The sequence below is a fragment of the Psychromonas sp. Urea-02u-13 genome (assembly GCF_002835995.1).
In the GTDB taxonomy this organism is placed as follows: Bacteria; Pseudomonadota; Gammaproteobacteria; order Enterobacterales; family Psychromonadaceae; genus Psychromonas.
This window is the reverse complement of record NZ_PJBZ01000083.1, coordinates 1-22416: the sequence shown is the minus strand read 5'-3', so window position 1 is coordinate 22416 and position 22416 is coordinate 1. Positions and strand designations below refer to the sequence as shown.

The 22416-nt window shown below is 38.4% G+C and carries 20 protein-coding genes; 9 read left to right on the top strand and 11 right to left on the bottom strand.

Annotated elements, in window-relative coordinates; translation table 11 throughout:
* Window positions 1–79 precede the first annotated feature (79 nt).
* Window positions 80–781: a DUF1007 family protein gene (locus CXF74_RS16240; RefSeq protein WP_101083581.1), complete on the top strand. Its 702-nt coding sequence runs from the start codon at window positions 80–82 to the stop codon at window positions 779–781.
* A gap of 28 nt (window positions 782–809) precedes the next feature.
* Here the strand turns inward: CXF74_RS16240 and CXF74_RS16235 are convergent, their stop codons facing one another.
* Complete coding sequence (locus CXF74_RS16235) at window positions 810–2099, bottom strand: HD domain-containing phosphohydrolase (RefSeq protein ID WP_101083580.1); 1290 nt, start codon at window positions 2097–2099, stop codon at window positions 810–812.
* Window positions 2100–2370: 271 nt separating this feature from the next.
* Between CXF74_RS16235 and CXF74_RS16230 the strand changes: the two genes are divergently transcribed.
* A complete protein-coding gene (locus tag CXF74_RS16230; protein ID WP_101083579.1) occupies window positions 2371–3807 on the top strand; it encodes a sigma-54-dependent transcriptional regulator in 1437 nt (478 codons plus the stop codon).
* Window positions 3808–3890: 83 nt separating this feature from the next.
* Here CXF74_RS16230 and CXF74_RS16225 read toward each other — a convergent pair whose 3' ends face one another.
* From CXF74_RS16225 to nadE, 4 genes are all read right to left on the bottom strand, one after another.
* Window positions 3891–5684 (bottom strand): sensor histidine kinase, encoded by a 1794-nt coding sequence (locus tag CXF74_RS16225; RefSeq protein WP_101083578.1) that lies wholly within the window; start codon window positions 5682–5684, stop codon window positions 3891–3893.
* Between the two features lie 35 nt (window positions 5685–5719).
* Complete coding sequence (locus CXF74_RS16220) at window positions 5720–6934, bottom strand: ABC transporter substrate-binding protein (protein ID WP_101083577.1); 1215 nt, start codon at window positions 6932–6934, stop codon at window positions 5720–5722.
* Between the two features lie 224 nt (window positions 6935–7158).
* Window positions 7159–8271: an aspartate-semialdehyde dehydrogenase gene (asd, locus tag CXF74_RS16215; RefSeq protein WP_101083576.1), complete on the bottom strand. Its 1113-nt coding sequence runs from the start codon at window positions 8269–8271 to the stop codon at window positions 7159–7161.
* Window positions 8272–8479: 208 nt separating this feature from the next.
* On the bottom strand, window positions 8480–9319 hold the full coding sequence (gene nadE, locus CXF74_RS16210; RefSeq protein ID WP_101083575.1) for an ammonia-dependent NAD(+) synthetase: 840 nt from the start codon (window positions 9317–9319) through the stop codon (window positions 8480–8482).
* A 296-nt stretch (window positions 9320–9615) separates the two neighbouring features.
* Here nadE and glmU point away from each other — a divergent pair, with 296 nt between their 5' ends.
* On the top strand, window positions 9616–10974 hold the full coding sequence (gene glmU, locus CXF74_RS16205; RefSeq protein ID WP_101083574.1) for a bifunctional UDP-N-acetylglucosamine diphosphorylase/glucosamine-1-phosphate N-acetyltransferase GlmU: 1359 nt from the start codon (window positions 9616–9618) through the stop codon (window positions 10972–10974).
* A gap of 504 nt (window positions 10975–11478) precedes the next feature.
* On the opposite strand, the gene CXF74_RS16200 is transcribed toward glmU, so the two are convergent.
* Window positions 11479–13233, bottom strand: a complete 1755-nt coding sequence (locus tag CXF74_RS16200) for a DEAD/DEAH box helicase (RefSeq protein WP_101083573.1) — start codon at window positions 13231–13233, stop codon at window positions 11479–11481.
* 350 nt (window positions 13234–13583) lie between these two features.
* Between CXF74_RS16200 and yjeH the strand changes: the two genes are divergently transcribed.
* A complete protein-coding gene (gene yjeH, locus CXF74_RS16195) occupies window positions 13584–14846 on the top strand; it encodes an L-methionine/branched-chain amino acid transporter (protein WP_157822433.1) in 1263 nt (420 codons plus the stop codon).
* 39 nt (window positions 14847–14885) lie between these two features.
* On the opposite strand, the gene nfuA is transcribed toward yjeH, so the two are convergent.
* Window positions 14886–15467 carry a Fe-S biogenesis protein NfuA gene (gene nfuA / locus CXF74_RS16190; protein ID WP_101083571.1) on the bottom strand — a complete coding sequence of 194 codons (582 nt, stop codon included), beginning with the start codon at window positions 15465–15467 and terminating at the stop codon, window positions 14886–14888.
* 93 nt (window positions 15468–15560) lie between these two features.
* Window positions 15561–16301, bottom strand: a complete 741-nt coding sequence (locus CXF74_RS16185; protein WP_232772559.1) for a ComF family protein — start codon at window positions 16299–16301, stop codon at window positions 15561–15563.
* 51 nt (window positions 16302–16352) lie between these two features.
* Between CXF74_RS16185 and bioH the strand changes: the two genes are divergently transcribed.
* The 3 genes from bioH to CXF74_RS16170 all read left to right on the top strand — a co-directional run bounded on the left by bioH (window position 16353) and on the right by CXF74_RS16170 (window position 17910).
* Window positions 16353–17126, top strand: coding sequence for a pimeloyl-ACP methyl ester esterase BioH (bioH, locus tag CXF74_RS16180; RefSeq protein ID WP_101083570.1), 774 nt, complete (start codon window positions 16353–16355; stop codon window positions 17124–17126).
* A 76-nt stretch (window positions 17127–17202) separates the two neighbouring features.
* The gene (locus CXF74_RS16175; protein ID WP_101083569.1) at window positions 17203–17490 is read left to right on the top strand and encodes a hypothetical protein; all 288 of its coding nucleotides are present in this window, start codon (window positions 17203–17205) and stop codon (window positions 17488–17490) included.
* A gap of 6 nt (window positions 17491–17496) precedes the next feature.
* Window positions 17497–17910: a hypothetical protein gene (locus CXF74_RS16170; RefSeq protein ID WP_101083568.1), complete on the top strand. Its 414-nt coding sequence runs from the start codon at window positions 17497–17499 to the stop codon at window positions 17908–17910.
* 59 nt (window positions 17911–17969) lie between these two features.
* On the opposite strand, the gene slyD is transcribed toward CXF74_RS16170, so the two are convergent.
* Window positions 17970–18548, bottom strand: a complete 579-nt coding sequence (gene slyD / locus CXF74_RS16165) for a peptidylprolyl isomerase (RefSeq protein ID WP_101083567.1) — start codon at window positions 18546–18548, stop codon at window positions 17970–17972.
* A gap of 1 nt (window position 18549) precedes the next feature.
* Window positions 18550–18774 carry a YheV family putative zinc ribbon protein gene (locus CXF74_RS16160; protein WP_101083566.1) on the bottom strand — a complete coding sequence of 75 codons (225 nt, stop codon included), beginning with the start codon at window positions 18772–18774 and terminating at the stop codon, window positions 18550–18552.
* A gap of 125 nt (window positions 18775–18899) precedes the next feature.
* Between CXF74_RS16160 and CXF74_RS16155 the strand changes: the two genes are divergently transcribed.
* Window positions 18900–20810 carry an ABC transporter ATP-binding protein gene (locus CXF74_RS16155; protein WP_101083565.1) on the top strand — a complete coding sequence of 637 codons (1911 nt, stop codon included), beginning with the start codon at window positions 18900–18902 and terminating at the stop codon, window positions 20808–20810.
* Window positions 20811–20869: 59 nt separating this feature from the next.
* Window positions 20870–21157, top strand: a complete 288-nt coding sequence (ppnP, locus tag CXF74_RS16150; protein WP_101083564.1) for a pyrimidine/purine nucleoside phosphorylase — start codon at window positions 20870–20872, stop codon at window positions 21155–21157.
* 53 nt (window positions 21158–21210) lie between these two features.
* Here ppnP and CXF74_RS16145 read toward each other — a convergent pair whose 3' ends face one another.
* The gene (locus tag CXF74_RS16145; protein WP_101083563.1) at window positions 21211–22083 is read right to left on the bottom strand and encodes a putative ATP-dependent zinc protease; all 873 of its coding nucleotides are present in this window, start codon (window positions 22081–22083) and stop codon (window positions 21211–21213) included.
* Window positions 22084–22416: the final 333 nt, after the last annotated feature.

Sequence of the window (22416 nt, the reverse complement as noted above, 5' to 3'; positions counted from 1 at the left end):
GTTTCTTCGTTCTGGTATTATTTCATCACTACACACTTTCGCTTCTATTGAAGCTTGTATGGCATGAAGGTTTCTAATTATGCATCACAGTCCATTCCACTTTTTCCGTGTTATCTTTTATGCATTTATTACTTTATTTTTGCTACAAATTTCTACGCTTAAAGCACATCCGCATTCATGGGTTTCTGTTTTCACTGAAATAGAAGGCAACGATAAACAGCTCACTGGGCTAACTATGTTTTGGACATTTGATTTAATCACCACGTCAGATGCATTAGACGGAACAAATCTGAGTGCCGAAAATCAGCAACAAACATTACAAATATTAGCGTCGGAAATGTTAGCTAATATTAAAGAAAGCCATTATTTCACGCATTTTAAAATGCATGGCCAAACGTTAGCTTTTAAAACGCCACAAAAGGCAACATTAGTACTTGAAGATTATAAGCTGACGTTAAATTTCTTTCTGGAGTTAGATAAGCCATTGCCCCTGCCGATCACTGAGCTGAATTTACAAATATATGAAGATAGTTACTTTGTGGACTTTCTTTGGTTACAGCTGGATGATATTCAACTTAGTGAGCATTTTCGAGGGGATTGCCAACTTAATATCGTTGAACCTCCCAAAAATATTGAACAGGATGTTTTTGATCCTTTATTTTCCCCCTCTAATGAGTCTGCTCCGACAGCCGATGCCCTAGCAATGTATGACCCCTTATTTATGGCTAATACAAAATTAGGTGAAACGTTTACCCAAAGTGTTGTTATTAACTGTTTATAGAATCAGTTTTTTGGGTAAATGAATCATTCTAATGACCACTCTCTGAAGGCGCTATTGTATGCACAAAAATAAGTAGCGCCTCTTGCTGTGATTTTTCGAGGCGTAATAACTTATCAACATTGACTTGTGTCATCTCAGTCCCCTTAGTCATAGAAACCGCTTGATGAGTATTATGAACATCTTGTGTTAGCTGCATGCCCGCACGTAATTGTGTCGCGTTAATTAAGTATTCTATGGGAGCACTCTCTGAATAATTAAAGTTTTCCATTAGCGATGAAAAAGCCTCAACAAGTACTGGGTCATAAAGTTTTCCTGCTTGCCCTTCAATGATTTCTTTGGCTTTAACAAAGGAGCAAGCTAAGGGCATCTTTCTGGCTAATAACAGGTTATCAAAAGCCGCTAAAATAGCGATTAACCGTGATGCAAAAGGAATCGCTTCTGCTGCTAAATGATCTGGCAAGCCTAAGCCATCATAATTTTCTGGGATATGTTTGATCATCTGTGTTATTTCTTTAAATGTATCAACAGGCTGCATAATATTCTCTGCGAGTTGATAAAACTGGTTGTAGCTGGTTTGTTGATGCTTATTTAAATTATCGTAACAACTACTGAGCAGTGTTTGTGGTATTGCTAATTTCCCTGTTTCATATAATAAAGTGGCTAAGTGTATCTGCGCTATGGTTTGTGAGTCGTAGCCAGCTTGTTCTACGATAAAACGTGCTTGGCTAGCGATTCGCTGATTATGGCCGGTATTATCTTGGGTATGTAAGCAGATCATATTTGCGTAAATTTCGACAAAGTGCGCTTCGGTTTGATGAGAGTGGTGTAAATTTTCATCTAACTGTAATTGATTCTCTCGGACAGTTTGCAACAATGAATCATTTTCTTGGCTAAGCTGGACATTTTTGTGTTGCTTCTGTTTTAGCAATTTGATCGGCAGAAGCAAGCGCTGGTAATCAATAAAAGCACGCTTCAGTGCGCTGACTAATTCTTGGTTGTCCCAAGGCTTATGGAAGTAGTGACTAATATGACCTTGATTAACCGCCGCCACTGTTGAGTCTAAATCTGAATGACCGGTAAGCAGAAGGCGCTGTGATTTTGGGTATATTTTGGCTATTTCACCTAATAAAGTGGCGCCATCCATATCAGGCATACGCATATCAGATAACACCAATGGGATAGGGGTTTCTTTATAAAAGGCTAATGCTTTTAGTGGTTCAGTGAAAAGAAATAGACGAAACTCTTTACGTAATAACCGTTCAAGCGCACTCAATACATCCTTTTCATCATCAATGATCAATAACGAGGGTTTATTCATTTTCACTTCCTTTTCCCATAATGCACTTAGTTTAGATGCAAATTTACAAAATGTACGTTCCGCTACTCGTTGTTATTCAGTTACAGTCACTTAAAGTAAAAAGCATGATCTTGTTATCGTATTTAGCGTCGCAATTTGCAAATAATGGCTACCAATTCAGTGAACATTTCCTATTCTTAAACTAACTAATACCAAGTACTGAAGTTGCTTATTTAAATCAGCATGACTGACCCCTGATTAACCTGCTTGGTATATACACAATGGAGTAGCAATGTCGTTATTTGATGAAGACTTTCATCACGCCCAACCGCTGGTGATATTGGTTGATGATGATCATAATATATTGAGTGCTCTACAGCGTGCGTTACGCAATATTAACGCGACGTTAATGACCTTTACGTCTGCTTATGAAGCGCTTGAATATTGCCAAAGTAATCAGCCTCAATTAGTTATTTCAGATCAGCATATGCCAGAAATGGAAGGTTGTGAGTTTTTACAGCGAGTAAAAAATAAATGGCCTGGTTCACAGCGTATTATTTTGTCTGGCTATCAAGACTTTCAAAAAATATCTGGCGCGTTCAATAGCGGTATTGTGCAGCGCTTTATCTGTAAACCTTGGGATAACAAAGAACTTAATTTTATAGTTAATAAAGCGCTAACCAGTGATAGCGAAACTATCCAACAGAGTTCAACGAATGAAGCATTATTAATAAACTCTCCGATTAACTTCCATGGCATCATTGCTGCAGATGAAACGATGTTTGAGTTATTTCATAGTATTAGCCAAGCCTCCACAACGAATGCGCCTATTTTTATTACCGGTGAAACTGGTACTGGTAAAGAATTGGTGGCGAAAGCGTGTCATCAAGAGGGCTTTCATAAAGATCAGCCTTTTGTTGCTGTTAATTGTGCAAACTTTAGTGAAAACTTAATGGAGTCGCAGTTATTTGGCCATATAAAAGGGGCTTTTACTGGTGCGAGTAATGCGCATGATGGTTTGTTTGCGTCTGCCGGAAAAGGCACGTTATTCCTTGATGAGATAACGACCTTGTCAAAACCATTACAAGCCAAGCTATTAAGGGTGGTACAAGAAAGAGAATTTAGCCCATTAGGTTCAAATAAGGTGGTTAAGTTTGATGCTCAGATTATTTCTGCATCTTCGCTCTCAATAGGGCAAGCCGTATTAGACGGAGAGTTCCGTGATGATCTTTATTATCGTTTAAACGTTATTTCATTAAGTTTGCCTGCCTTGCGTGATAGAGGTAATGATTTAGTGTTAATCGCAAAATATTTTTTAAAGAAATACTCAAAAATAGAAAATAAGCATTTCACTCAATTATCACGAGATGTGATTAAAATAATCTGTGATTACGATTGGCCAGGGAATATTCGCCAACTTGAAAATATCTTTCATGCGATGGTGGTATTAAACACAGGGACACAGATAACCTCGGAAATGATAATAAAATCCTTATCTACCACGGTGGCAAGTCAGCCTTTAGTGACGACTAAAAAAGTATCTAACAAGATTCAGGAAGCGACGGTACCAGTTGAAGTCACTCCGATGACCGAAGTTTTGCCCTTATGGAAGGTAGAGAAGTTAGCGATTGAAGCTGCTATTGATTTTTGTGCTGGTAATGTACCTAAGGCAGCTGCGTTATTAGAGGTAAGCCCTTCAACAATCTATCGTAAAAAAATGAGTTGGTAAGTTTATACGCTTACAAACTCGTTTAACTTTATATGCTATTAAAGTCACTTATTAATGGCATATAGAGGAATTCTTTTACTGACCTATTCAATGGCGAGGTAAATAGCAAAAGTAGTGCCTTTACCCACTTCAGAATGCACTTCAATTCGTCCATCATGCTGTTTAATAATATTATGGCAGATAGATAATCCAAGACCCGTTCCTTTTCCCACCTCCTTGGTGGTGTAAAAAGGAGTGAATATACTTTTCAAGTCCTCTGCTTTAATACCACTTCCTGTATCTTCAATTTCAACAATAATAAAACCATTACTTTGAAAAGTGCGTATGTAGATATCGCCTTTATCTGTTATTGCTTGCCCCGCGTTAATAATCAGATTCATAAAGACTTGGTTGAGCTTGCCTGGGTAGGCCATTATCTGAGAGAGCTCTCCTAACTGTAAATGTAATTCACAATGGTATTTTATTTCATTATGAGCCATTTTTATGGTGGCCTGTAAACCTTCATTGACATCCATTAATGTTTTTTCTGGTGCATCTAAACGAGAAAAATCTTTCAAGTTGATCACTATTTCGCTGACTCGCTCTACGCCAGTCATTGAGCTTGCTAATAGTTGCGTTAAATCTGTGAGAATATAGTCAATATCGTGTTTGTCGGCTAATTGTTGTTGCTGCTGATGTTGCTCATCAGATAACAGCTGCTTTTGCTCTTCTATATAAGCTGTCAGGCTCTGTACATATTCTTGGAAGACATTAATATTACTTTTGATAAAACCGATGGGGTTATTTATTTCATGTGCCATACCTGCTGCTAATATACCGATACTGGCCATTTTTTCTGACTGTACTAATTGTGACTCGCTGAGCTTTCTGTCTAGATTTGCCTGTGTTAATTGTTCGTTTGCTGCTTTTAATGAGACCTCGCGTTGTTCGACTTTTCTGACCATGTTATTAAATTTTTTGAATAAACGCGAAAACTCCAAAATTCTTATATTTTCATGTAACACTGGCTGACGTTGCCCCTGCTCAAGCTGCTCTGTCGCATCAGCTAATGAGACTAAGGGTTTAACAAAGGTGACATATGCATATAGGTAAGCAGTAATTAATATTACTAATGTAATGGCCGCGATGATAAATGCAATTTCAAAAATTAGGCTATGGAGTTGTGGTGTCAGTGTTTTTTGATCAAAAGTGACACGTAAAGTAATCGGTAGTATTTCCCACTTTATATCAACTGCTTGGCCACTGATTTTTTCTCCAAAACGAATAACACTGGTTTTTTTATGAATAATTTCAATGTCCAAACCATCTAGTATGTTATTGCTTTGAGTCTGTTGATAAATTTCGCCAATAGGAATCTCAATTAATAAAACACCTTGGCTTATACCATGATAATTAATGGCTGATGCGAGTACCCAGTAATATTGTTGATCAATCATGACCAATTGCACCGCGCTTGTTTCCTGAGAGTTTAATAAAGGCTGTAACCAAGGTTTTCTATGATAGTTGGTTGAATGTGCTTGGCTTGAATAGATGGTATGACCCGAAAAATCGATGAGTATTTCATTGTATTGTTTACCCAAAATAGTCAGTTCAGCCATAAAATCACTGACTTTTCCTAAATGGCTCTCTGGCTGCATCAATGTTTGTAACATAAGCGGGAACTTACTGTGCTCCTGTAGCAAAATTAAACGGTCATTTAAAAATGTTTTATATTTATCACTAATCGCATTGGCTTCTCGTTTATTGTCATGACGCTGAAGTTGCTTATTAGAGTCAACCACTTTGTTAATCACTAATGTCGTGATTAACAAGGCTAATAAGATACAAATCAATGCAACAAACCGGGTTATTGCAAATGATATCGTTTGTTTACGCATAAAAAACAACCTTAAATGGGCATAGATAATGGCATTTACTTGAGTAGAATGACTTCATTTTTAGGGCCAAAGAAACCCATCGTGTAATCACTACTATTTAATGCTTCATGCGCATCAGGAGCATGGCTTGTATACGTTGAAAATGGCTGGTGGTAGGTTTTTATCAGACCGACGACAGGTCTTTTTAGATCTTCCAATGCCATTTTTATTGCTTGTCTGTCTTTAATATTATTGCCGCTTAAGCCTGATTGTTCAACGGCTGCAATAAAGATTTTAGTGAGGTCATAAGCATGTACAAAGCCTGTTTGTGCTTGAATGTCGTAAGCATTAGAGATCTCCGGAAACAGTCTGATTGCTTGGTTTAGTACCTGTTGTTGAGACGCTTTAAGGGGGGTATTAAGGAAAGAAAAAGACGTCTGTATAAATTCAAGGTTAATATTTTTGCGTATTGTAGGAGAGATCTCTATTGGAAAATCCCCCCCTGTGATTCCCCAGTGGCTTCTTATCGGAAGGCGAAACTGAGGGGGTAATTCAGACATCGCTTTGGCAAAAACTTTACCTTCAGACGCATTACCCACAAAAAATATGGCATCGGCACCACTTTCTGCGATATCTCGTAAAATGATACGTGCTTGATTTTGGCCAAGTCCCCAATTAAACCAGCTTATACCGTGGGGAGATAAATCTTCATATTGTAATGCATTGGTCATGGTTTTTTTATTAGACTTCCCCCAGCCAGTATCTTCTAATAATAAATAAGGACTGCTAAAGCCTTGCTTAATAGCGTGTTGGGTAATGGTATAACCTGCTTTACTATCGTCAATTGATAATCTGAAAATCCAATTTTCTGATGTCTTACTTCGTGTGATAGGACCGGCGGCTGCCCATGGGTCTAACAGTAATATTTTATTATTATTAATCAGTGTTTTATTGGCAAGAATAGGTGGAGAGTGCAAACCAGAGAAAACCAGTAATGCTTGTTTGTCTGCTAAAAACTGCTCAAGATGATGTTTACTACGTAAGGAATTTGCTTGGTGATTTTTTTTCAGCACTTCAAAAGGGTAACCAGCAATGGTGAAGTCGACTTCACTCAGTGCTGTCGTGATGCCTTGCAGGATTGATTCGCTCGCACCCTTTGTACTTACAAAATCGGCATCAAGATAGATTTTATAGGGAAGGGGTTGAGGAGGCTGTGCGTAAGAATAAACGCTAAATAATAGTATTAAAAATACACTAGTAAACTTAGTCATATGTTAACCCTATGTTTCAAAATCTAAAAATAGATAATTAGTTATTTAGTGTAGTTAGGATTCGTATAATTATCGTGTTTTAAACAACAAGAAACTGCGTAAACTCTCAATTTTTATACTATTACAGTTTGAGAAACTCAGGGGGTACTAGGGGAAATACTAGAGGGGATAGATATAAAAAAGGCTTCAAATAGAAGCCTTTTAGAAGTCTGAAACGTATTAAGTTACGCTTCTTGTAAGATGTTTAACATACGACGAAGAGGCTCTGCCGCTCCCCATAGTAGTTGATCACCCACAGTGAATGCACTTACATATTCTGGACCCATTGATAATTTACGGATACGGCCAACAGGAATACTTAATGTGCCTGTTACTTTCGCTGGTGAAAGCTCAGAAACCGTTGCATCACGTTCGTTAGGGATAACTTTAACCCATTCGTTGTGCGACGCTAAAATATTCTCAATTTCAGCAATAGAAACATCTTTTTTCAGCTTCATTGTAATTGCTTGGCTATGACAACGCATTGCACCGATACGCACACACAAACCATCAATTGGCGTTTGGTTTTCGCTAGTACCTAAAATCTTATTGGCTTCAACCTGCGCTTTCCATTCTTCTTTAGACTGTCCAGAAGGCATTGGCACATCAATCCAAGGAATCAAACTCCCTGCAAGTGCAGCACCAAACTGTTCTGTTGGTAAGTCATCGCTACGTAAATGTTCTGCAACTTGTTGGTCTATTTCTAAAATAGCAGAGGCAGGATCAGCTAACTTATCAGCTACAGTATCTTTGATAGAACCCATTTGGCTAATTAATTCACGCATGTTACGCGCACCAGCACCAGAAGCTGCTTGGTAAGTATGTGGTGTTACCCATTCAATTAAGTCTGCTTCAAACAAACCGCCAAGCGCCATTAATAATAATGAAACAGTACAGTTACCGCCTACATAGGTTTTAACGCCATCGCTTAACCCTTGCTTGATAACATCTTTGTTCACTGGGTCTAATACGATGATTGCATCATCTTTCATGCGTAATGAAGAGGCTGCATCAATCCAATAACCTGTCCAACCACTTGCACGTAATTTTGGATAAACTTCATTAGTATAATCACCACCTTGACAGGTAATGATGACATCCATTTTTTGTAGGTCTTCAATGCCAAAGGCATCTTTTAATGTATCGGTCGGTTTACCAATATCAGGAGAAGCTAAACCCACTTGAGAGGTGGTGAAAAACACAGGCTCAATCGTTGCAAAATCATTTTCATCACGCATTCTTTGCATAAGCACAGAACCAACCATACCGCGCCAACCAACTAAACCAACTTTTTTCATGAGACTAACTTCCTTAATGAGAGTATTGAGTACTCGGTTATTCGTTAACCGAGCTATAAACTTACCATTAACACCTTTGTTATGGCTAGTTTTTTGAATGATCTAAGTAAATAAAGGTGTATTTAATTTCACGTTATCAGCTTATTTTATTCCCTGGTAATGCCAACATTAAAAGAGGCTTGGCATCACCCATCTCACGCTAGCACGGTTAAGCAGGTTGGTCATAGATGGTAGGTATCGGCTGACGTTTGTGTTGAGTGCGTTGATAAATTGCGATTAGCTTATCTTCAACTTCTTGTGCGACCTCTTTACCTTCTAAGAAATCATCAATTTGGTCGTAAGTCATACCTAATGCCACTTCGTCTTCGAGTTGTGGTTTGTCTTCTTCAAGATCTGCTGTGGGTGCTTTATCAACTAATAATGCAGGCGCACCAAGATGTTTTGCTAATGAGCGCACTTGACGTTTATTAAGGCCAAATAAGGGCGCTAAATCACAAGCCCCATCTCCATGCTTAGTATAAAAACCCGTGATATTTTCTGCGCTATGGTCAGTACCAACAACTAACCCACCCGTGAGCCCTGCAATTTCATACTGAGCAATCATGCGCATACGTGCTTTCACATTGCCTTTTATAAAATCTAGGTTGGCATTATCTGCCAGTATTATCCCACTTTCTTGAAGACCAAGCAGTGTACTGTCGTGAATGCCATCTGAGCCGGCTTGCACATTAACAGTGACACTTTTTGATGGTTGAATAAATTGTAAGGCAAGCTGAGCTTCATCTTCATCCTTTTGCACTGCATAAGGAAGACGTACTGCAATGAACTGATACTGTTCGGTTTTCTGTGTGTTATTTAATTGCTCTACTGCTAATTGGCATAAACGGCCCGCAGTGCTCGAGTCTACGCCACCACTAATACCTAATACTAAGGTCTGGCAATATGCATTGGTTAACTTCTCTTTAATGAAATCAATACGTGTCTGGATTTCTGCTGCAATGTCAATCTGGCCTAAGACACGCATCTCTTTTAATATTTGTTGTTTCATTAAATTAAACCTATTTTTAAGAATGACTAGGTACTTATCTTATCTTTATAGGCGTCATCATTCAAAGTACAAAGTTTAGCTGGTGGTTATATGAATAGTTTTGAGGCCGAATTTTGCAGGGGCAACTGGCTCTACCAATGTTTGTGGCGCATTAACTAACGAAGCTTTGGGTGAGAGAGGGGATAAACTGCTAAATAATTAATAATAAACAGAGAGAAATGTTATTTAATTATTCTCTGTCACTGTAAACTTGGTTAAAATACATTTTTATCTTTAAATTATATGGAATTCTCATTATGGCTTTAAGCGTTGTTATTCTTGCTGCAGGTAAAGGCACACGTATGTGTTCTCGCCTTCCTAAAGTGCTACATAAAATAGCAGACAAACCGATGGTGCAACATGTTATCGACAGCGTGAAGGGTGTAGGCGCTGAAAATATTCATCTGATTTATGGTCACGGTGGTGATCAAATGCAAGAGTGTATCTCTGAACGTCGCTTGAATTGGATAAAACAAACAGAGCAGTTAGGCACTGGCCATGCGATGCAAATTGCGCAGCCTCATTTTAGAGAAACTGAAAAAATCCTAATGGTATATGGTGATGTGCCATTATTAACACCACAAACATTACAAAGACTTATCGATGTTCAACCAGAAGGCGGTATTGGTCTGCTTACCGTACATCTTGATGATCCAACAGGTTATGGACGCATTGAGCGTGTAGATGGTGATGTGACTGCGATTGTTGAGCAAAAAGATGCAAGTCAAAATCAGCGTGAAATTAAAGAAGTGAATACTGGCATATTAGTAGCAAGTGCACGCGACCTACGTCGTTGGTTACCAGCACTACGTAATGATAATGCTGCTGGTGAGTATTACATTACCGATATTATCAAAATGGCACATCAAGAAGGGCGTATTATTAATGCCGTTCATCCAACGAGCACAGTAGAAGTTGAAGGGGTTAATAACCGTTTACAATTATCTAAATTAGAACGTGCTTATCAATTACAAGAAGCTGAAAAATTATTATTACGTGGCGTAATGTTGCGTGATCCTGCGCGTTTTGACCTGCGTGGCGAATTAACCTGTGGGCAAGATGTAGATATCGATATTAACGTGATCATTAAAGGTAATGTAAACCTGGGTGATGGTGTCGTGATCGGTGCTAACTGTATCCTTATTGATTGTGATATTGAAAATAACGTTGAGATTAAGCCGAATTCAATTATCGAAGGTAGTCGTATTGGTGATAACTCAACGATCGGGCCTTTTGCGCGTATCCGTCCTGAAACGGTCATTGAAAAAGATGTGCATGTGGGTAACTTTGTTGAGATTAAAAAGTCTACACTGGGTAATGGCTCTAAATGTGGCCACTTAAGTTACTTAGGTGATACAACATTAGGACGTCACGTTAATATTGGTGCAGGTGTGATCACGTGTAACTACGATGGTGCTAATAAATATCAAACAAAAATTGGTAACGATGTATTCATTGGTAGTGATTGTCAGCTTATTGCGCCTGTTTCGATTGGTAACGGAGCAACAACGGCTGCCGGCACAACGGTAGTTAATGACGTACCAGAAAATGCATTAGCAGTGGCACGTACTAAGCAACGTAATCTGAATGATTGGAAACGTCCAAGCAAAAAATAATGCTATAAAATTATTTTTGAGTAAGCCCCTTCATCATTGATGGGGCTTTTTTTTGTCTGAAATTTATGAGAACGCTAAAATAAAGGCAAAAAAACCACTCTATTAATGGGCCTTAAATAGAGTGGGTAAGAATCTTCAAAGTGAAGAATTTTAAATACAGGGTTACAAAGATAATAATTTATTACTACGCAACTATTTCAAGTGGGTACTTTACTTAGCGCTTAATTATAATCTCAGATTGAGCGTAAGATTAATAGAGGGCAAGGCGGTCAAGCTCATAAGTGGAATAGATAATTTCTTAAAAAACAATAAGTTAAGCTTTTATGGCGAGTGTTTTGGCATCACTGTGGAAGACTGTTTGGTTTACTTAGATTAAGAGGGAACTTTTTGCGTTTAAAATCAGTGGGTTAGTGTTTTTGTAGGCGAATAAGTAGCTATAGTAGGATCAATAGATATAAAAAAGGGCGCTTAAAGCACCCTTTTTTAACTAAATTCAAATAGAAATTAATTCTTTTTGATATTCAGTTGGCGTTTACAAACATAAACACTTTCAAGATGTTTCAACGTTTTCTCTGGCATGCCTTTAGGCAATTCAATTGTTGAATAGTCATCACTTAATTTGATATCACCAATGAAACGGCTATTGATATCAGCTTCGTTAGCGATAGCACCTACGATGTTTTTAACTTGAACACCATGTGAACGACCTACGTCTAAACGGTATGTTTCAAGCTCAACATCTGTTGGACGACCACGACCACGAGGCTTATCACCACCTTGTTCGTTACGATCACCACGTTCTGGACGGCTTCCGCGATCATTACGATCACTTCGGTTACGATCAGGACGGTCACCACGACTACGGTCATTGCGGTCAAAGTTACGATCGTTAGAACGAGGTTCAACAAATTTCTCTTCTGTAGGCTGTAGAGGTTTCTCTTTTTGCGCTAAGAAAAGTAATGCAGCTGCAAGATCTAAGTCATCAATCTCTGTATTGTTTTCAATTTGTTCGAACAAAGTACGGTAGAACGTAAGGTCTTCGCTTTCACAGATTGAGAACAATTGTGTTTGGAAACTTTCAATACGTGTTTTAGTTACTTCATCACGTGTTGGTAATTCCATAATTGTAATTTCTTGGCGTGTCGCACGTTCAATTGCTTTTAATAAGCGACGTTCGCGAGGTGCTACAAATAAGATTGCTTTACCCTTACGACCAGCACGACCTGTACGACCGATACGGTGAACATAAGATTCAGTATCAGTTGGGATGTCGTAGTTAACAACTAAACTTAAACGTTCAACATCTAGACCACGTGCTGCAACATCTGTTGCTACAAGAATATCTAAACCACCAGATTTAATACGGGCGATAGTACGTTCACGAGTTTGTTGATTCATGTCGCCGTTCAGTGCTGCACTGCGGTAACCGCGTGCTTCTAAACGTTCTGCTAATTCAACTGTTGCTGTTTTAGTACGTGCAAAGATAATTGCGCCGTCAAATTCTTCTGTTTCTAACATACGTGTTAGTGCGTCAAGTTTATTAACACCACGTACAATCCAACATTTCTGTTCGATGTTCTCAACTGTTGAAGTTTTTGCTTTAATCTTAACTTCAGTTGGGTTGTTCATGTAACGCTTAGTAATACGTTTGATTTGATCAGGCATTGTTGCTGAGAAAAGCGCAGTTTGGTGCTTTTCAGGCATATCTTTCATGATCGTTTCAACGTCGTCGATGAAACCCATACGTAACATTTCATCAGCTTCATCTAACACAAGTGTTGTTAGGCCTGAAAGATCTAATGTTTTACGCTTAAGGTGATCCATAATACGACCAGGCGTACCTACAACAACTTGTGGGCCACGAGTTAGTTGTTTGAACTGAATGTTGTAGCTTTGACCACCGTAAATTGGCATTACGTGGAAACCACGTAAATGACGCGAGTAGCTTTGGAAAGCTTCTGCTACTTGAATCGCTAATTCACGTGTTGGCGCTAATACCAATACTTGTGGTTTTTTAACTGATAAATCGATATTTGCTAATAGTGGTAATGCAAAAGCACCGGTTTTACCAGTACCTGTTTGTGCAAGACCTAAAACATCTTTACCATCTAATAGAAGGGGAATAGTCTGTGCTTGAATAGGCGAAGGTACTTCGTAACCCATTTCAGCAACAACTTTAGTAAGTTCTTCTGGTAAATTTAAATCGTTAAAAGTAATGATGTTTTCTGGCGTGCTTTCTGGTGTGCTTGACTCTGACATAGAGGCCTCATGATTTCGTATAAATTCTGTGTTTCAGCGAAGCTAAAACACGTCAATCCAGCATATACCTACGTCACCTCAATCGTTTCAACCTAAGTCGAAACCATTTAATAATTCTCGCGTGTTCTAAAAAAATAAATACGCGTAGCAGGTTTTATCTGGAGATTTCGCAATGATCAAACATAGATCACATTGCGAGGGTGGCGCATTCTACTTGATCTGTTCATAAAATGCTCGTGTTATTTGAACTTAAGCACAAAACAGGAAAAATAATTGCTGTTTTCCTTGTTTATTAATGGTGATTGCAGGTCAAAGAGCCGTTATTATTGCCGATTCTCAAGGAGAATAACTTGTCTACATGTAATCAATCTATCTCTGTAACACATGGTGTGGGAATGCTTGTTTCTGTATTACTGGGCTCAGGTGTGTTTATTATCCCCGCCATTGCTGCTTCCGTAGCGGGAGAATGGTCACTACTTGCGTGGTTTATCATGGGATTGCTTATTTTACCGATCGTATTTACTTTTGCTGCACTTGGTAAAAAACACCCACATGCTGGTGGAACTGCATATTTTGTTCAATTAGCCTTTGGTGATAAAGCAGCACGCATTGTTAGCTGGTTATTTATTTGGGTAGTGGCACTTGGCGCACCTGTTATTGTCATTACTGGGGCAAATTTTCTAGTTAATGGATTAAATGCAGCAGGGGGGATTGATCAATCAACGGCACAAATACTGTTTTTGTGTGCGTTATTAATGTTGTTTTTATTATTGGTATTTAATTTATTTGGTCTTAAAACCGCTGCGATTATTCAAACCTTGTTAAGTATTTGTATCGTGAGTTGTTTAGTCTTTGTTTCACTTAATAGCCAAGTTACGCAACCTTTCCATCTACCGGACACTGACTTTCAGTTATCCAGCGTTGCCCTAAGTGCCACTTACATCCTTTGGTGTTTCTTAGGTATTGAAGCGATTGCACATTTAGCCAATGACTTTAAGAATCCCCATCGAGATTTCCCCTTAACCATCATTATTGGCATTGTTATTACGCTCATTGTTTATAGTTTAATTAGTTTGAGTTTATTACAAATGCACTTTTATGGTGATGAAGCTGAAAATCTGAATTCAGTCATTAATCTGGTGAAGTTAAGTCTGGGGCAACAGGGTTATATGATCGTTTCATTTGCCGGATTTTTAACTTGTTATATTTCGGTCAGTCTCTATTTTGTTGGTTTCTCTCGTTTATTATCTAGCATGGCAAAGCAACAACAGCTAGTGCCTCTGTTTTCTCGGGAAAATGCTTATGCAGTTCCTTATTATGGCCTCTTGAGCGCAATTATCCTTACCGGTGCAATGTTACTGGCTTATCATTATTCAGGTTTGGATTTAGAAGGATTAATCGCTTATGCAAATGGGTTATTTATTCTGATTTACTTGGCTGCTTCATTGGCGGGAACAAAGCTATTAACGGGTATTAATAGGAATTTAGCGTTATTAGCATCAGCGACTTGCTTAGTCTTGTTTATCTCTTTAGCAACGCACGCGCTGTTTGCTATAGGATTATTGCTGTTGTTAAGTCTTTATTATCGTTTAAAAAGCAAAAAGAGAAGCTAGGCTTCTCTTTTATGGCAATCTATCTCAAAGTGGCATTCGTTATTTGTAGAACGAATGGTCTCCGCTTTGATGCTCAGTAATGTCACGTACTGCATTAAGTTCACCAGAAAATTCTTCAAGTAACTCTTTTTCAATACCCTCTTTAAGGGTTAAATCCACTTGAGAACAACCATTACAGCCACCGCCAAATTCAATAACTGCGACATTGTCTTCTGTTAATTCGATTAATTTAATAAAACCACCATGACTCGCAAGTTGTGGGTTTATTTGCACTTGAATAACATATTCAACACGTTCAATCAGTGGCGCACCATCTTTCACTTTACGCATTTTTGCATTAGGTGCTTTTAGCGTTAATTGTGTACCTGTTTCTTCTTCAACAAGATCGATAAATGCTTCTTCTAAGAATGGGATGCTAACTTCATCAACTAATGCATCGAACCCTTCGTAGCTCAAGCGTGTATCACTACTTTCAACTGCTTCAGGTGGGCAGTAAGAAACGCCACATTCCGCTTTAGGTGTGCCAGGGTTTATTACAAATATACGAATACTTGTTCCCTCTTTTTGTGGCGCTAATAACTTTCTAAAGTGTTCTTCTGCACTGGGAGTGATCTCAATCATTGTTCTGCCTCTGGTTATTCTTGAGTTGTTTAGTGGGGTATTATACCGCTCAATGCAAGGAAGAGGAATGTAAAAAAATAATAAAATGTATTGTTAGCTCTGTATTTCTTTATCAATAGCAGTACGGCTGATACAAAACACGATAATCATATTGGCTTCTTTATCTTTTAATAATTTACACAAACTATTAATTGTCGCGCCCGTTGTCACTACGTCATCGATCACTAAGATACTTTTACCAATAATTTCTTGGCCACTATTTTTCTGATAAGAAAAGGCGTTAGATAAATTCATTTTTCTTTTCTTTATTGATAAACCTTCCTGTGCAATGGTCTCTTTATTACGTGTGATACAGTTTTCTAATAAAGGAATGTTTAATTGTTCACTTAAACGATCACAAATTATCTGAGCTTGGTTAAATCCGCGCAGTTGTAATTTTTTAGGGTGTAAGGGCACTGCTAATAAATAATCGAATGCTGATAATTGTTGTTTTGTATAGCGACTGACAACAGATTTTATTAATAGATAAGCCAGTAACTCGCCTGCTACGAGCTGTTGTTGATATTTAAGTTGTTTAATAAGCTGTGAAAGAGGCTTCTTATAGTCTCCTAATGCGTGAATATGATTAAATAAATATGCTTTTTTAAGGCAATCCCCACAGTAGTCTGCATTTTTATTTAATGGCAAAGCGCAATGTAAGCAGTAACTTCGTGGCGTCAGGATCTTTTTTTCACAATAGTGACAGATCAGTTTATTATTACTTTTTAATGCACAGACTAAACATTGCGCAGGTAATAAAAGCTCAACCAGTTGTTTTGTGTGTTGTGCTATCAAATGAAAAATAATTTAGTTCCCCTTATTATCAATAGAAGTGAGTCGTAAATTTTGAGTATAGAGCAAGCGGTATATTGCAAAATAGTAGGAGAGGGTGAGCCTTTAGTTTTATTGCATGGTTGGGGAGTTAATTCTGCTGTTTGGCAACCTGTCATTGAACAACTGAGCCAACGCTTTTGTTTATACCTTGTAGACCTTCCTGGATTTGGTCAAAGCGAGCCGTTATCTGATTATTCACTAAAATCGATCAGTGAAGCTATTTTGCAGGTCGTGCCTGAATCCGCGGTATGGTGTGGCTGGTCATTAGGTGGCTTGATTGCAACTTACGCCGCAATAAATTATCCGCTACGCGTGAATAAGTTAATTCAAGTTGCTTGCTCGGTTAAGTTTGTCGCAGATGAAGCTTGGCCGGGTGTGGATAAATCTGTTTTTGATAACTTCTCATTAGGATTACAGACAAACCCTAGTAAAACATTAACACGTTTCATTGCGTTACAAGCAATGGGATGTGCAAGTGCTCGAAAAGACAGTATGGCATTTAAAAAACTACTAAACGGCACTAAAGATGCAGACCAAAGAGCATTAGACGCAGGGCTTAAGTTACTCGCTGACTCTGATATTCGTTTATCATTCGCTAATTTATCGACTCCTTGTTTATCACTATTTGGTCAATTTGATAGTTTAGTACCACAACAAGTGCAACATGACATGCAGGCGTTAGCGCCTTCTATGCAGTCACAACTGTTTGAAAACTCAGCTCACGCTCCTTTTATGAGTGAGAGCGATTTATTTTGCCAACGAATGATAGAATTCATTTGTGGTTAAAATTTAATCAAACACTTTATTTGTGATAATATAATGCCATACTTTAATAGGTTTACAATTTTAGCTAAGGTGATTTATGGATGTTCGTTCCGCGTTTAATTCTGGCTTCGCTGGTTTTCAAGATGCATCTGCACAGCTGAGTAACGCAAGTTCTCGGATAGCCCATGCGGGCACAGCAGAAAAAAGTATGGCGGATGATCAGCAGGCATCGGGGAGTCCTTCTCTATCTGCAGAGCGTGCACCCATCTCTATTACTACTGAAGTAATCAATATGAAGATCGCTGAGCTACAAGCCAAAGCTTCAGTGAAAGTTATCAGCACAGCGAATGATATGGTTGGTACGTTAATCGACACATCTGTGTAATGTAATATGGCTAACATTAATGCGGCTTTACCAACTGCCATTGCTGTTCCTTTTCATCCTGCAACGGAAGCCCTGCAGCGCGAAAATCTAATTAGACCTGTCATTCCTAAAACGGAGGTCATCGCTTCTTATGCCAAATTAAGGGAGGATGAGGATAACCCGCAGTTTTCCGCGCAGGCAAAGGAGTTTATTCAAGATGAAAATGGGCAATCTAAAAATCAAGATAACGAACAGCATCAATTTGCCGCGCAACAACGTCGATTAAGTTTTTTTGCTAAGAGATATGAACTAGGAGGGGAGAACGAAAGTAAGGCGTTAATAATTATGAAAGATTTTAAGTTATCTATTTCTGTCATTCAGGAAAAATACAATCGCGCGGTGAGCCCAATCGCAGATCCAACCATTGATTATGCAATATAAAAGTTGCACCCGAGTAAGGCACAACTTTTTAGAGTTTAGCTAGTAACTAATTGCAATGATTAGTGACAACCGCCACAACATCCATCTGCAGACTCTTCTTTTTTCACTTCTGACTCTTCTTGCTCAGTAGTACAGCTTTCAGCTTCAGAATGATTATGACCACATGAACCACCATTTTGATGAATATGGCCATGCTCAAGCTCTTCTTTAGTTGCTTCACGAACAGCAACAACTTCACCAATAAATTGCAAAGCCATACCTGCTAATGGGTGATTTGCATCGATGCTTACCATGCCATCTGTAATATCAGTGACTTCAACAGTACGTTGACCTTGGTCTGTATCTGCTTGGAAAGACATACCTACTTCAATAGTATCAACACCTTCGAAAAGATCACGTGGAACTTGTTGTACCAATTCGTCTTGGAACTCGCCGTATGCATCTTTTGCTTCAAGTTTAACATCGAACTTGTCGCCAACTACTTTGCCTGCTAATTCAGCTTCAAGACCCGGTACTAAGTAACCTGCGCCTTGAATGAAATCAAGTGGTGCGCCATTTTCAGTACTATCAAGTGCGCTACCGTCAACTTCTGCAACACCAAAGTGGATTGAAACCACTGAATTATTTGTAATTTTCATTTTATTTCTCGCTATTTTCAGCAGGATCAAAAACACCAATCATCTGTTCAAATTGGCGTGTAGCTGCTGTTGCTTGTTTAGGTGTTTGTGTTTGTGTAAAACCGCAAGACACGCAGATTAATGTTTCTACCGCATTTTCTAATGTCAGTGCTACTGTGTCAAGTGTGTTGCATTTTGGACAGCTTGCTCCTGCAATAAAACGCTTTCTATTTTTAGATAAACTCATGCTATTTTCTACCGTTTGAAGAATAAATACATGGTAATCAAATAAATTTTCATTACCAGTAGCTATGGCTCAACTTTATAAAATTGGTTATTATCCACCCCCCAATATTATTGAGAAAGCTATTTATGATTGTTGCAACAAATATCGAATTTATCCGTGGTGGAAAAGCATTGTTAAAAGATGCCAGCGCAACAATCAACCCAAGACAAAAAGTAGGTTTAGTAGGCGCTAACGGTTGCGGAAAATCTAGCTTTTTCACATTATTAAAACAAGAAGCGCACGTTGATGCAGGTGACCTGACGATTCCCCATCAATGGCAGTTAGCCAGTGTTGCACAAGAAACGCCTGCACTTGACAAAAATGCCCTGCAGTATGTGATTGATGGTGATCGTGATTTCCGACTGTTACAAGATAAATTACGCATCGCTGAAGAGGCTGATAATGGCACTAAAATAGCCGAAATGCATATATTGCTCGATAATGCTGGTGGTTACACTATTGAATCACGCGCTGCTGAGTTATTGGCTGGTCTGGGTTTTAGTGAACAAGCACAAGGGCGCTCGGTGAGTGATTTTTCTGGTGGTTGGCGTATGCGTTTGAATTTAGCACAAGCTTTGCTTTGTCCTTCTGATTTATTATTACTCGATGAACCCACCAATCATCTCGATTTAGATGCGGTTATCTGGCTTGAAAAATGGCTACGCCAATATCAAGGTACGTTAATACTTATCTCTCATGATAGAGATTTTATCGATAGCATTGTTGATAAGATTATTCATATTGAACAAAATAAACTGTTTGAATACACAGGAAACTATACAAGCTTTGAACGTCAACGCGCTGAAAAGCTAATGCAGCAACAGTCTTCTTATGAGAAGCAACAAGCGCAAATGGATCATATGCAAAGCTATATTGACCGTTTTCGTTATAAAGCGAATAAAGCCAAACAAGCGCAAAGCCGTATTAAAGCGTTAGAAAAAATGGAACAATTATTACCGGCACATCTTGATAACCAATTTAGCTTTTCATTTCGAGAGCCCGATGCATTACCAATGCCATTACTCACATTGGAAAAAGTAAGTGCGGGTTATGATGATGTTCTAATCCTTGACCAGATAAAATTAAATTTAGTACCAGGAAGCCGTATTGGATTACTGGGGCGAAATGGTGCAGGTAAATCAACACTCATTAAATTGCTGTCAGACCAACTTCAGCCTACGTCTGGAAAAATAGAAATAAACACTAATGCAAAAATTGGTTACTTTGCGCAGCACCAATTAGAGTTTTTACGTTTAGATGAAACGCCGATGCAACATTTAGCGCGTTTAGCCCCCGATGAAAAAGAGTTGCCACTACGTAGTTTCTTAGGGAGCTTTGGTTTTCAAGGGGAAAAGGCATTTGATATTGTTGCACCATTTTCTGGTGGTGAAAAAGCACGTTTAGTCTTGGCGCTATTAGTATGGCAAAAACCTAATCTACTATTACTTGATGAACCAACCAATCACCTTGATTTAGAAATGCGCCATGCGTTAACGGTTGCATTGCAGGCGTTTGAAGGCGCGATGGTAGTGGTTTCGCATGATAGGCATCTATTACGCACCACAACAGATGATCTTTACTTAGTTCACGATAAAAAAGTTGAGCCATTTGCAGGTGATCTTGATGATTATCATCAATGGTTATCTGACCAACAACGTATCGACAAGCAAGCAGAACAAAAAACAGATAAAACAACCTCTGCAAGCGCGAATCGAAAAGATCAAAAAAGGCTCGAAGCTGAATTTCGTAAAAAATTAACACCCTTTAAGAAACAGTTAACAAGCGCTGAAAAAAAGATGGATGGTTATTCCTCTCGACTAGCTGAAATAGAAGATCAACTAGGCGATAGCGCACTTTATGATCAAGAAAATAAAAAACTGTTAACAGGGTTATTAAAAGAGCAGGGAGAGGTGAAAGATCATCTTGAAGAAGTGGAAATGTTGTGGATGGATGCACAAGAAAAGATAGAAGAATTACAGGCTGCGCTTGAAGCTTGAGTTTTCAAGCAAGCTTCGTCATAATCAGCGCGAAAGTATTACTATAAAAAGGAAATAGAATGAGTTTTGAAACTAACGAATATTTTGAAGGCAACATAAAGTCGATTGTCTTCCAAAGCGAAACATTACCAGCAACTGTTGGTGTAATGGAAGTTGGCGAATACACACTGGGCACTGGCGTTAAAGAGTACATGACAGTGGTAAGTGGCAGCTTAACAGTTAGATTATTAGATGCAACGGAATGGGTTACTTACCCTGCAGGCGAAACTTTCGAAGTAGAAGCTAATTCAAGCTTTGATGTAAAAGTAGTTGTACAAACTGCTTATCTTTGTCTTTACGAAAAGTAATCGCTAAAATTTGAATTTAAAAAGGAGCTTAGGCTCCTTTTTTGCTTTTAGATTTATAGTGAAGTATCTACGATGGCATTATTCCTAAGCCAGTCACGGCCAATTAACATTTTATAAGTCAGCTTAGTGCGGTCTTTTAAATTAATGTTTAACATTTGCACTTTATTCTGCCACTTAATTTTAAGCGCAACTTTATAACGGTACTCACTACTAATAGCATTAGTTACTTCGGTTACTTTTATAATCGTTGCCGATAAACGCTTAACGTCCCCTTGGTCATTGATAATATCGAAGCTAATCAATTTCCCTATATTCTGAGTCATCTTTACTGAGCTGTTGTTTACTTTAATATTAGTAGCATTGATAGAAGTGGATGCCGCACCTGTATCAACCCTTGCTGTAATAGGAAAATCATCGTCTACTCTGAAATCGGCAACAGGGCCAATAACTCCTTTAGGGTTTACATCTACTAATGCATTTTTATTTAACCAGTCTCGACCGATCAAGAGTTTGTATTTTAAATTACTTCTATCACGCAGGTTTACCTTAATCTTACTTTCTTTACCGTTCCAAGTTAATGAAAGAGCAACTAAGTAGCGGTGTTCTCTTCCCTGAGGTGTTTTTGTCGTTTTAACAGTAAGGATTTTAGTGGAGATGGGAAATTTAACGCCTTTAGCATCAACAATGTTAAAGGTGACTATCTTGCCAACATTATCTTGCATGCTTTTATGCGCATTCTTAACCTTAATGTTTATAGCATTAATAGAAGAGCGACTTGCTCCTGTATCTATGCGTGCTATTAAAGGAATGGATTGATTCACGTTAAATAAAGCGGAATCGGAAATAATAGCTTTATCTTTACTGCTAACAAACGCTGTAAAGGGGATGAAGATAAAGATGATGACTAATATACGAAGAAAATGCATAAAAATGCCTGTGTTAATTGTGATTTATAGAAAAGAATAGCGAATAATAGAAGTAAATATAGGCGCTTTGTTTGTTAATTAATCACTCAGTCATTAAATTGAAATAAACAGTAAATAAACGCTTGCCAATGCTCGCGCAATCCCTATAATGCGACCCCACAGACAAGGCAACTAACGAAAGTTAATTACCGAGTCCGAACCAACAAGCTCCTAGAGTTTGAGTCGAAAATCTTAATTATGATTTCGTTATTTAAAAAGGTGTTAATCTTTTGAAAATAATAAAATTTAAGGTCTTGACAAGGTTCAAGGTTAGCGTATTATGCGCACCTCGCC

Excerpts from the sequence above, each read along its gene's own strand:
- glmU (WP_101083574.1), top strand. The coding sequence starts at position 9,616 with ATGGCTTTAAGCGTTGTTATTCTTGCTGCAGGTAAAGGCACACGTATG.
- CXF74_RS16225 (WP_101083578.1), bottom strand. The coding sequence starts at position 5,684 with ATGCGTAAACAAACGATATCATTTGCAATAACCCGGTTTGTTGCATTG.
- CXF74_RS16155 (WP_101083565.1), top strand. The coding sequence starts at position 18,900 with ATGATTGTTGCAACAAATATCGAATTTATCCGTGGTGGAAAAGCATTG.
- CXF74_RS16240 (WP_101083581.1), top strand. The coding sequence starts at position 80 with ATGCATCACAGTCCATTCCACTTTTTCCGTGTTATCTTTTATGCATTT.
- nfuA (WP_101083571.1), bottom strand. The coding sequence starts at position 15,467 with ATGATTGAGATCACTCCCAGTGCAGAAGAACACTTTAGAAAGTTATTA.
- CXF74_RS16200 (WP_101083573.1), bottom strand. The coding sequence starts at position 13,233 with ATGTCAGAGTCAAGCACACCAGAAAGCACGCCAGAAAACATCATTACT.
- CXF74_RS16170 (WP_101083568.1), top strand. The coding sequence starts at position 17,497 with ATGGCTAACATTAATGCGGCTTTACCAACTGCCATTGCTGTTCCTTTT.
- CXF74_RS16175 (WP_101083569.1), top strand. The coding sequence starts at position 17,203 with ATGGATGTTCGTTCCGCGTTTAATTCTGGCTTCGCTGGTTTTCAAGAT.
- nadE (WP_101083575.1), bottom strand. The coding sequence starts at position 9,319 with ATGAAACAACAAATATTAAAAGAGATGCGTGTCTTAGGCCAGATTGAC.
- CXF74_RS16145 (WP_101083563.1), bottom strand. The coding sequence starts at position 22,083 with ATGCATTTTCTTCGTATATTAGTCATCATCTTTATCTTCATCCCCTTT.
- ppnP (WP_101083564.1), top strand. The coding sequence starts at position 20,870 with ATGAGTTTTGAAACTAACGAATATTTTGAAGGCAACATAAAGTCGATT.
- CXF74_RS16220 (WP_101083577.1), bottom strand. The coding sequence starts at position 6,934 with ATGACTAAGTTTACTAGTGTATTTTTAATACTATTATTTAGCGTTTAT.
- CXF74_RS16230 (WP_101083579.1), top strand. The coding sequence starts at position 2,371 with ATGTCGTTATTTGATGAAGACTTTCATCACGCCCAACCGCTGGTGATA.
- CXF74_RS16160 (WP_101083566.1), bottom strand. The coding sequence starts at position 18,774 with ATGAGTTTATCTAAAAATAGAAAGCGTTTTATTGCAGGAGCAAGCTGT.
- CXF74_RS16235 (WP_101083580.1), bottom strand. The coding sequence starts at position 2,099 with ATGAATAAACCCTCGTTATTGATCATTGATGATGAAAAGGATGTATTG.
- asd (WP_101083576.1), bottom strand. The coding sequence starts at position 8,271 with ATGAAAAAAGTTGGTTTAGTTGGTTGGCGCGGTATGGTTGGTTCTGTG.
- slyD (WP_101083567.1), bottom strand. The coding sequence starts at position 18,548 with ATGAAAATTACAAATAATTCAGTGGTTTCAATCCACTTTGGTGTTGCA.